Origin of the sequence: Ideonella sp. B508-1 (genome assembly GCF_000333615.1) — a bacterium.
In the GTDB taxonomy this organism is placed as follows: domain Bacteria; phylum Pseudomonadota; class Gammaproteobacteria; order Burkholderiales; family Burkholderiaceae_C; genus Ideonella.
This window is the reverse complement of sequence record NZ_BADL01000266.1, coordinates 1-10,301: the sequence shown is the minus strand read 5'-3', so window position 1 is coordinate 10,301 and position 10,301 is coordinate 1. Positions and strand designations below refer to the sequence as shown.

Below are 10,301 nucleotides of genomic sequence, written 5' to 3'. Positions count from 1 at the left end.
AACGGCCTGAGGGCCATGGTCGCCCTGGTGTCCGGTTTTCTGCTGTTCCATGCCCTGGAGAAGTTCGTGCTGGTGCACACCGCGCACGAAGAGGAATATGCCCATCACGCCCATCCCCATGTCGGCGTGGTCTCGGCCCTGGCCCTGATCGGCCACAGCTTTCTGGACGGCGCCGGCATCGGCCTGGCCTTCCAGGTGTCCGACGCCGCGGGCATCACCGTGGCGCTGGCGGTGATCGCACACGACTTCTGCGACGGCCTGAACACCGTGGGGCTGATGCTGCTGCACCGGAACAAGACCTCGCACTCGGTCCTGATGCTGCTGCTGGACGCCGTGGCCCCGGTGCTGGGAGCCGCCTCCACACTGGCCTTCACCCTGCCGCCCGATCTGCTGGTGCTCTACCTGGGCGGCTTTGCCGGCGTGCTGCTCTACATCGGCGTGGCCGACATCCTGCCCCAGGCCCATTCGCAGGCCGGGCCGGGGGCCTCGCTGCGCCTGATCGGCCTGACCGCCTTGGGTGCTGCCCTGATGTACGCCGTCGTGCGCGCCGCGGCCTGAGGCCAGTGCCCGCTGGTCGGCCCGCCCCAGACATGGAAGAATCGCGCCGCCTGCCGCCGCCACCATGCCACGTCCATCCCGCCACCAGCGCCTGAGCGCCTGGCTTGCCAGCCTGGGCTTTCTGCTGGGCCTGCTGGCCCCGCTGCTCACCCACGCCCTGGCGCGGAGCGGGGCCGACGTGGACGCGGCACTGGCAACCATCTGCTCGGCCAGCCATGCCGGGCCGTCGGACACACCCAGCCCCGGCCACCTGCCCGACGAAGACCACCACTGCCTGGCCTGCGTGCTGCTGCCGCCGCTGGCGTCACCGCCCTCGCCTGGCCTGCTGGCCCTGGCCCCGCCGCCTGGCCCGGCCCACCGCCAGGCATCCCCGCCGCGGACCTGGCACCGCGAGCCCGTCTGGCCCGCCGCGCAGGCCCGCGCACCACCGCCAGCGGCCTGAACGGGCGCCCTGCGGGGCGCTCTGTTTATCCCCCCCAGAACGCCGCCGCCACTCTTCCGGTGGCGGCACTCCGCATTTCGCGCAGCCGCCTGTCCGCGACAAGCGGCACCGCGCACACCGCATCGAGAACCGACATGCACACCCCCACCCTGGCCCGCACCGCGCTGGCCCTGAGCACCTTCGCCCTGCTGAACCTGGGCCTCAGTCCCCAGGCCCTGGCCTGCGCCGCCTGCGGCTGCACCCTCAGCAGCGACATCGACACCCTGGGCCTGTCCACCGGCAACGGCTGGCACGCCGACCTGCGCTACGACGTGCTCAACCAGAACCAGCTGCGCAGCGGCACCGGCACGATCTCCGGGCCCCGCGCCGCAGCGATGCAACACGACGGCGAGCCGATGGAAGTCGAGCGCTACACCGACAACCAGTACGCCACCCTGGGCCTGGACTACAGCCCCGACGGCGTCTGGGGCCTGAACCTGCAGCTGCCCTACATCCACCGCCACCACAGCACGCTGGGCACCGCCTCCGACGGGATCACCCCGGGGCCGGGTGGCGGACAGTACACCTCCACCACGTCCAGCCTGGGCGATGCCCGCCTGGTGGCCCGCTACCAGGGGCTGCTGCCCGAACACAATCTGGGCCTGACGCTGGGCCTGAAGCTACCGACCGGCGGTTTCCACAAGACGGGCGACTCCACCGACCCGACCGAGCCCGGCCCCGCCGACATCGACCGCGGCCTGCAGCCCGGCACCGGCACCACCGATTTGCTGCTGGGCGCCTTCTACCTGGGCGAGGCCGCGCCGGGCTGGGGTTACTTCGCCCAGGCCGGCTTCCAGGCCGCGCTGGGTGAGCGCGAGCAGTACCACCCCGGCTCCGGCGTCAACCTGAACCTGGGCCTGCACTACGATGGATGGACGAACTGGACACCGCAACTGCAGCTCAACCTGCGCCGTGCCAACCACGACAGCGGCCAGGCCGCTGACACCGTGAGCACCGGCGGCACGCTGGCCTATCTGAGCCCGGGCCTGAGCTGGCACATCCGGCCTGACGCCAGCGTCTATGGGTTCATGCAGTTGCCGGTGTACCAGCGTGTCAACGGTGTGCAGCTGGCGCCCAAGGTCACGGCCTCGCTGGGCGCGTGCTTCGCGTTCTGAAGCTCCCCGTACCGTGGCGCGGCTGCCATGGGACGGAGGCCGGGGTGTCCTTCTGCGCACGCGCTGTCCACGGAGTGCGCATTTGGCTCCCCGGCCCGGCCCCAGGCCCTCCGACCGGCCGCGACCTGGATGACACTGGGGGCTGTTGCACACTCGCTCCTCCACATGCGCCACTCCTACGCCCCGGCCCAAGGCCACGGCCTGCGCCACGACCCCATCGCCGCCATCCTGGGGCCGCGCCCCATCGGCTGGATCTCGACCGTGAGCGAGACTGGCGTGGCCAATCTGGCGCCCTACAGCTTCTTCAACATCTTCAATTACAAGCCGCCCATCGTGGCGTTTGCCAGCGTGGGCCACAAGGACACGGTGCGCAACGCGCAGCACAGTGGCGAGTTCGTCTGCAACCTGGCCACGCGTGCGCTGGCAGAGGCCATGAACCTCTCGAGCATGGCCGCGCCGCCAGAGGTGAGCGAGTTCACGCTGTGTGGCCTGACGCCGCGCGCCTCGGTGGCAGTGCAAGCACCGGCGGTGCAGGAAAGCCCCGTGAACATGGAGTGCAAAGTGCTCCAGGTGCAGCAGTTGCGCAACCTGCAAGGCCAGGTGCTGGACACGTGGATGGTGCTGGGCGAGGTGGTGATGGTGCACATTGACCCGGCCTTGCTGTGCGGAGCCGATGGCACCTACGACACCGCGGCGGCAGGCCCGATCCTGCGCGGCGGCGGCCCGGCCGATTACTTCGAGGTCACTGCCGACGCGCGCTTTTTGATGCACCGGCCCAAGTGAACGGCAGGCAGGTGTGCGGCTCTCCCCTTCACGACACGCTGTCCGTTTTCTGCACACCCTGGTCTGCTCTTGCAGCTAAGCGTGCCGAGCCGCTTCAGCGCGTTGACCACCGGGCTTGACGCCTCGATCCTCACGTCAGCGGGCATCACGTCGATGCCATCGTCTGGAGGAGAACCGTCGTCATGGACATCTGCATCGTCGGGGCCGGGTTCGCCGGCCTGTCTGCCGCCAAGGTGCTGAAAACCTTTGGGCACCGCGTCACCGTCTACGAGAAGGTGCAGGACGTGGGCGGCGTGTGGAGCCGCACGCGCCGCTACCCGGGCCTGACCACGCAGAACGTGCGCTCCACCTACGCGCTGTCTGACTTCCCTTATCCCAAGAACTACCCCGAGTGGCCCAGCGGCGAGCAGGTGCAGCGCTACATGCACGCCTATGCGGAACACTTCGGGCTGCTGCCGCTGATCCGTCTGGGCACGGAAGTGGTGGCGGCCAGGCCCGCCGGCAGAGGCTGGGAGGTGGACGTGCGGGCTGCCAACGACCCCACCGCGGCAGTGCAGACGCGCCGCTTCGACTGGCTGCTGGTGTGCAACGGCATCTTCTCGCAGCCCGCCGTGCCGCGCTACGAGGGTGCCGAGGCTTTCCGTGCAGCAGGCGGCGTGATCTGCCACACCAGCGAGTTCAACGAGGCCGAGGTGGCACGTGACCGCCACGTGCTGGTGGTGGGTTACGGCAAGTCCTCATGCGACGCGGCCCAGGCCATCGTCGGCACCGCAGCCAGCACCACCGTGGTGGCACGCCAGTTGATCTGGAAGGTGCCCAAGATGCTGATGGGCGTGCTGAACTACAAGCACCTGCTGCTGACCCGCATGGGTGAGGGGCTGTTCCGCTACATCCGGCTGCGCGGCGTCGAGAAGTTCCTGCATGGCCTGGGGCGGCCTGTGCGCAACGCCATGCTGGGCCAGGTGCAGTGGGTCATCACCCGCCAATGCAAGCTGCGCAAGCTGGATCTGTTACCTGCTCAGCCCTTTGAGTCCATTGCCCGCAGCACGGTGAGCCTGGTCACCGATGGCTTCTACGAGAACGTGGCGGCTGGCAGGCTGCGCGTGGAAAAGAACACAGAGATCCAGCGCCTGGTGGTGGAAAACGGCGTTCGCTGGGCCGAGCTGTCCAACGGCCAGCGCCTGCGTGCGGATGTGATCGTCTGCGGCACAGGCTGGCACCAGCGTGTGCCCTTTCTGCCAGCAGAGGTGATGCAGCGCGTGACCGACGAGCAGGGCAACTTCATGCTGTACCGATCGATGGTGCCCATCGGCGTACCGAGGCTGGCCTTCAATGGCTACAACTCGTCGTTCTTCAGCCAGCTCAACGCGGAGATCGGCGCGCTGTGGCTGGCCGACCTGATCGGGGGTCAGTTGACGCTGCCCTCGGTGGCGCAGCAGCGTGCCACGGTGGCCGAGCGGCTGGCCTGGATGGAGGCCCGCACAGACGGCAAGCATTCGAAGGGCACGAACATCATCCCGTTCTCGCTGCACCACATCGACGAGTTGCTCGGTGACATTGGCCTGCAACTGTCGCCCTTCAAGCGCTTCACGCAGTGGCTGCGCCCTGTGGATCCGGCCGATTACGCCTGGATGACGCCTGCGCTACTGTCGCGACACCGGCGCAAGGCATCGGCCCCCACGCTGGCGCGGGCCACCGATGGCTGACAAATCACACCGGTCCTTCCCTTCCCCACCCAGCAACCCTTGATGGAGGCCTCTTCATGTGGAAGATCTCTCGCCAAAGCTTCGGCTTCGTGCTCACCTTCAGCGGCACGCTGTCGCAAGATGATCTGCACCAATGGCAAGCCCAGGTGCGTCAGGAACTCAAGACCCCACCCACCGGCACCTGGGGCGTGGTCGTGGACATGCGCACACTGGCGCCCCTCTCGCCCGAAGCTCAGAAGCTGATGGTGGAGGGCCAGCAGTGGTTCCTCAAGACGGGCATGAAGCGCTCGGCCGTGGCGCTGAGCGATGCCGTCGTCACCATGCAGTTCCGCCGCCTGGCCCGGGAAAGTGGCATCGACGCGTGGGAACGCTACATCAACGCCGAGGCCACACCGAACTGGCAGTCGGCGGCCAAGCGATGGGTGGTGGAGGCGGTGGAGCCGGGCTGAACCAGCCGCACCAAGGCCCGACGATCAGGCCTGATCGGCCACGAGGGCGCGCACCAGCCGCATCAAAGCCTGCCAGCGCGCCTCGCCAAAGTGTTCACGCTGCGCACGCTGATGCGCCTGCGCCAGCGTGATCAGGCGGCCCACGGTGGCCTGGCCGCGGGGCGTGATGCACAGCAGGGTTTGGCGCCGGTCCGACGGGTCGGGCTCGCGCTGCACCAGGCCTTGCTGCACCATGCGGTCGATCAGGCGCGTGAGCGTGGGCTGCTTGGTGGCCGCGCTGCGCGCCAGCAGGCCCAGCGGAAGCGGGCCACCGCCATCGGCCAGGGTGGCCAGCACGCGCCACTCCAGCACCGACAGACCGGCATCGCGCACCTGCTCGGCGAAGTCGCCCACCAGATGGGCGGCAGCCTGGGTCAGCAGCGCAGGCAGGTACTGGGCGACGAAGCCCTCTTCACCCGCAGCCGATGGCCGAGCCTCTGTGCCCAGGGGCTCAGTAGCGCCCACTGAGCAAGGCCCCGCCATGGGGGATGTGCGTGGGCAAGCCAAGCTCCCTGAGCATCTTCCAGGTGGTGGCCACCGACGCCGACAGCGTGGGCACGCCCGACTCGTCCTGCACCTTCTGGATGGAGGGCAGCGAGGGCATCTGCACACAGGCCGACAGCACGATGCCGTCGATGCCGCTGCGGTCCAGGCGCTTGTAGATGTCCAGCAGGTTGGCCGGGTTCTGGGCGGCCACCATCAGGTTGTCGGGGATCTCCAGCGCCACGTAGTCCTTCACCTCGATGCCCTCGTGCTCGATGTAGTCGACCACCAGCTTCGTGAGTGGCTTCATGTAGGGGCAGACCACCGACACGCGCTTCATGCCCATGGCGTGCAGGCCTTCGATCAAAGCGCCAGCGCTGGTCACCACGGGCGCGGGGTTGCCATTGGTCTCGGTGGCCGCCTGAAGGCGGGCCTGCGACTGGCGGTGGTAGCCCAGGCCCATGCTCATGATGGCCACCAGACAGGCGTAGCCCAGCACATCGACCCGCGCGTCCGACAGCTCGATGGCGCAGCGGTCGCTGTCGCGGTCCATGGCTTCGAGCTCCTCCTTCACCACCTTCTTCATGCGCATGCGGCTGGAGTGGAAGGTGAAGCGCTCGGGGGCCACCAGCTCGCGCGCGCGCAGCAGCGCCGGGATCTCGGTCTCCATGGTGGTGTTGGACGAGGGCACGATCTGGCCCACGCGGATGGGACGGGCGATGTGTTCGAAGCTCATGCGGAGGCCTCCGGGGTGATGGGACTGGGGGGGCTTTGGGTGAGGTCCAGCCCCTGCAAGGCATCGGGGCTGACGGGGTCGAGGAAGCGGGCCGCGGACAGCGGCTTGCGGTTGACGCTGAGGTCGAAAATGTCGAAGCGGTTGTAGTGGCCGGTGATGTCGTGCATCTGGCGCGGCTGCAGGCACTTGCCCAGGTCGATCTCGGCGTAGGCGATGCCTTCGACGTCGATCAGCGGCTGGCCGATCACGCGACCATCGGGGCCGATGAAGCCCGAGAAGGCGCTGTTGGGGCGTGCCAGCAGTTCGCGGGCCTCCGGGTGGGTGGCGGCCATGGCGTCGACGATCTCGTCGGACACCGTGGAGCAGGACACCACCGCGAACAGCTTGCCTTCGAAGCTGTGGGCCGCCGCGCGCAGGCGGATGGCCTCGGCCATGTCATAGTCCTTGGGCGCCACGGGCAGAGCAATGTAGCTGGCGACGTGCACCAGCTCGCCCTGGGCCAGCAGCGAGAAGCGCGCCAGGGTGTTGGTGTTTTCGCCGCAGGCCAGCGCGCCCAGCTTGCCGATGGGTGTGTCGTGCACGCGCAGGGCCGAGGCGTCACCCGGTGCCCAGGTGAGCTTTTCGGCCCAGGTGGGCACCAGCTTGCGATGGCGGCCCAGCAGGCGGCCGTCTTCGCCGATGGTGACCAGGGTGTTGTAGAGCGTGCCGATGCCATGGGGGCTGCGCTCGTTCACGCCGATGACGACGTGGATGCGGTGGCGCGCCGCCGCCTGCGCGATCTTGCGGATCTCGGGGCCCGGGATCTCGATGGCCGAGCGCGCCAGCCTGTCGAACCAGGGGCTGCCCTGGATGGGGTTCATCACCCAGCTCCAGTACGGGTAGCCCGAGACAAACACCTCGGGGAAGGCGACCAGGCGCGCACCGTTCTCGGCGGCTTCGGCGATGAGCCGGCAGGCCTTGTCCACGGTGGCATCGGTGTCCAGGAAGACGGGGGCCGCCTGGACGGCCGCCGCCTTGAAGGTGGGCAGGTTCAGCATGGCCACCTCCGCCTCAGACCGCGACCACGGGGTGGCGCAGGCTGCCGATGCCTTGCACCTGGCCCTCGATCACGTCGCCCGGCCAGACCCACTCCTGCGGGCTGCGGCCGGCGCCCACGCCATCGGGCGTGCCAGTGGCGATGATGTCGCCGGGTTCCAGCGTGATGCCGGCGCTGATGTCGGCGATCAGCTCGTTGACCTTGAACAGCATGTGGCGCGTGTTCGAGCTCTGCTTGGTCACGCCGTTGACGGTCAGGCTCAGATCCAGCACCTGCGGATCGGGAATCTCGTCGGCGGTGACGATGCACGGGCCCATGGGCGCGTAGGTGTCCTGGCCTTTGGAGTAGATCCACTGGCCGGCGCGGCGGCAGTCGCGCGCGCTCATGTCGATGAGCACGCTGTAGCCGAAGACATGACGCAAGGCCTCGTCGGTGGACACGCCCTTGGCACGCGTGCCGATGATGGCGGCCAGCTCGATCTCCCAGTCCAGCTGCTGCGTGATCTTGGCGTTGTGCTCGATGGCATCGCCCGGGCCGACGACGGTGGTGGGCGGCTTGGAGAAGATCACCGGCTGCTTGGGCAGGTCTTTGGAGGTGTCGAGCGTGCGGGCCGATTCGGCCACGTGTTCGACGTAGTTCAGGCCGATGCCGAAGATGTTCTTGCGCGGGCGGGGGATGGGCGCCAGCAGCTTGACGTTGGCCAGCGGCCAGGCGGTGCCCGCCGGGAAGCGGCCTTCGAACGAGGCCAGCAGCTCGGTGGTGCTGCGCACGGCCTGCGGGCCCAGGTCGATGAAGGCCAGCATGTCGGCGGGCAGGCTCTGGCCACGGGTGGCAGCCAGCAGGGCCAGGTCCACGACCTGTTGGTCCACGATGGCGCCCAGGCGGGCGGCGGCCAGGATGTCGGCGCGGTAGGTGACGAGTCGCATGGTGAGGTCTCCGGGTTCGGGGTGAGGGGGCAGCCTTCAGACAGGGGTCAGGCCGTGACGGGTTGGTGGCCGCCGTTCTCGGCCAGGGCTTCTTCGCGGTACAGGCCCAGAGCCTGGATCGTGGGCAGGTCGTGGAAGGCGAACAGGCAGGCGTCTTCGGTGGCACTGGCGTTGCCGTGCTCGTGGAAAGCCCACGAGGGCACGCAGAAGATGTCGCGCTCTTGCCAGTCGAAGCGCTGGCCGTTGATGACCGACCAGCCTTGGCCCTTGGCCACCTGGTAAAGGAAGCTGCCGGTGTGACGGTGGGCGCGCGTGTGCTCGCCGGGCCGCAGCAGTTGCATCGAGGCACCCACGGTCTGCATCACCGGCCCGCCGGTCAGCGGGTTGACGTAGTTCATCAGCACACCATCGAAGGGGCTGCCATCGGTGACGGCAGCCTGGCGCGTGAGCGCCTCGTAGGTGGCGGCCCACTCGTACTTGAACAGCGGCGAGTAGGGCTGGGTCCAGCCGTGGTGCTGGGGCTGCAGGCCCGCACCGGCCCACGAGGCCACCATGTCGTTGACCGGGTGGGTCACAGCCTGGTGCAGTTGCGGGTGCACGGCGTAGAAGTTGGCTTCCAGCGCGTTGACCAGGGGGATGTCCAGGCCGTCCTGCCAGATGCAGGGCGAGCCGTCTTCAGCGACACCGTGTTCGTGCCAGGTGCCATTCGGTGTGATCACGAAATCACGCGCACCGAGCGACAGTTTGTGGCCGTCGACAATGGTGTAGGCCCCACGGCCCTCCATGATGAAGCGCAGCGCTGAGGCGGCATGGGCGTGGGCCGAAGCCCGCTCCCCCGGGTTCATCACCTGCAAGCCGGCATACAACCAACCCACGGCCGCCGACACGTCTCGCCGGCCGGGGTTGTCCAGATAGACCACGCGGCGCCCGGCTTTCTCCGGGGTCACCAGCTTGACCGACCGCAGCACATGCTCACGCAAGTCCTGGTAGCGCCACAGCACGGGCACCGAGGCCGACTGGGGCTGCCAGGGCTCGATCTTGTTGGCCACCGTCCAGAGCGCACCGGTTTTCAGGCGCGCCAGTTCGGCGTAATAGGCCAGCAGCTCGGGCGAGTCGGCCACGTCGGCCCGACCGGCCACGGACTCGCGGTATTGATCGTAGTTGGCTTGTTGCGTCATGGCAGGTTCCTCGCGTCAGAGGGGGGTGGCGGGCTTGGCCAGCACGCGCTCGAACTGCGTGCGTGCGGGTTCCATGGCCGGGTGCCAGGCCACGCTGCCACGGCCCAGCCTGGCGAGTTCGCGGTGCAACCAGGCCGGGTCACTCATGAAGGGGCGGCCGATGGCGCAGAGGTCGGCGCGGCCCGAGGCAATCACGCTGTTGACCTGATCGGCCTCGGTGATGGCGCCCACGGCGATGGTGGCCACCTGCCCTTCGTTGCGGATGCGGTCGGCCATGGGCGTCTGGAACATGCGGCCATAGACGGGGCGCTGGTCCGGCGTGACCTCGCCGGTGGACACGTCCATCACGTCGGCACCGGCTTGCCTGAAGCGGCGGGCCATCTCGATGGACTCGTCCACCGTGGTACCGCCTTCGGCCCAGTCGGTGGCCGACAGGCGAACGGACATCGGGCGGTCGGCCGGCCACACGGCGCGCATGGCGGCGAACACCTCCAGCGGGAAGCGCAGACGCTTGTCGAGCGAACCGCCGTAGTCGTCGTCGCGCTGGTTGGTCAGCGGCGACAGGAAGCTCGACAGCAGAAAGCCGTGGCCGGCCTGCAGTTCCAGCAAATCGACACCGGCTTCGGTCGCGCGGCGGGTGGCCGTCACGAAGGCCTCGCGCACCTCGTCCATGTCCTGGCGGCTCATGGCCTGGGGCGTGGCCGACATGCCCGGCCGGTAGGGCAGTGCCGAGGCGGACAGGAGCGGCCAGCCGTCGCTCAGCGGCTGGTCTGCGGGCGCCCAGCCCGTCTGCACAGCCCCCCGGCGGCCA

Annotated in this window: 11 protein-coding genes and 1 pseudogene; 6 read left to right on the top strand and 6 right to left on the bottom strand. The window is 68.7% G+C overall.

Translation table 11 applies throughout. The features are described 5' to 3' along the window. The 6 genes from I73_RS11250 to I73_RS11225 form a co-directional block, all read left to right on the top strand. The coding region (locus I73_RS11250; protein WP_022980704.1) for a ZIP family metal transporter at nt 1-558 on the top strand (558 nt) is incomplete at its 5' end. 64 nt (nt 559-622) lie between these two features. Next, a complete protein-coding gene (locus I73_RS11245; protein ID WP_022980703.1) occupies nt 623-1,000 on the top strand; it encodes a DUF2946 family protein in 378 nt (125 codons plus the stop codon). Between the two features lie 134 nt (nt 1,001-1,134). Further along, entirely contained in the window at nt 1,135-2,154 is a 1,020-nt protein-coding gene (locus I73_RS11240; protein WP_022980702.1) for a TonB-dependent receptor, read from the top strand. Between the two features lie 165 nt (nt 2,155-2,319). Next, nucleotides 2,320-2,937, top strand: a complete 618-nt coding sequence (locus I73_RS11235; protein ID WP_026096607.1) for a flavin reductase family protein — start codon at nt 2,320-2,322, stop codon at nt 2,935-2,937. A 182-nt stretch (nt 2,938-3,119) separates the two neighbouring features. After that, nucleotides 3,120-4,643 (top strand): NAD(P)/FAD-dependent oxidoreductase, encoded by a 1,524-nt coding sequence (locus I73_RS11230; protein ID WP_022980700.1) that lies wholly within the window; start codon nt 3,120-3,122, stop codon nt 4,641-4,643. Between the two features lie 56 nt (nt 4,644-4,699). Beyond that, complete coding sequence (locus tag I73_RS11225; RefSeq protein ID WP_022980699.1) at nt 4,700-5,092, top strand: hypothetical protein; 393 nt, start codon at nt 4,700-4,702, stop codon at nt 5,090-5,092. Nucleotides 5,093-5,116: 24 nt separating this feature from the next. Here I73_RS11225 and I73_RS11220 read toward each other — a convergent pair whose 3' ends face one another. The 6 genes and pseudogenes from I73_RS11220 to I73_RS11195 form a co-directional block, all read right to left on the bottom strand. After that, on the bottom strand, nt 5,117-5,596 hold the full coding sequence (locus tag I73_RS11220) for a MarR family winged helix-turn-helix transcriptional regulator (protein ID WP_022980698.1): 480 nt from the start codon (nt 5,594-5,596) through the stop codon (nt 5,117-5,119). Next, complete coding sequence (locus I73_RS11215) at nt 5,583-6,350, bottom strand: Asp/Glu racemase (RefSeq protein ID WP_022980697.1); 768 nt, start codon at nt 6,348-6,350, stop codon at nt 5,583-5,585. The genes I73_RS11220 and I73_RS11215 overlap by 14 nt, the downstream gene beginning before the upstream one ends. After that, a complete protein-coding gene (locus tag I73_RS27420) occupies nt 6,347-7,387 on the bottom strand; it encodes a carbon-nitrogen hydrolase family protein (RefSeq protein ID WP_051049175.1) in 1,041 nt (346 codons plus the stop codon). Before I73_RS27420 ends, I73_RS11215 begins: the two co-directional genes overlap by 4 nt. Before the next feature lie 13 nt (nt 7,388-7,400). After that, nucleotides 7,401-8,312 carry a fumarylacetoacetate hydrolase family protein gene (locus tag I73_RS11205; protein ID WP_022980695.1) on the bottom strand — a complete coding sequence of 304 codons (912 nt, stop codon included), beginning with the start codon at nt 8,310-8,312 and terminating at the stop codon, nt 7,401-7,403. Between the two features lie 47 nt (nt 8,313-8,359). After that, entirely contained in the window at nt 8,360-9,490 is a 1,131-nt protein-coding gene (locus I73_RS11200) for a cupin domain-containing protein (protein WP_022980694.1), read from the bottom strand. Between the two features lie 15 nt (nt 9,491-9,505). Further along, nucleotides 9,506-10,301 (bottom strand): annotated as a pseudogene (locus I73_RS11195) (bifunctional salicylyl-CoA 5-hydroxylase/oxidoreductase); the annotation flags it as partial.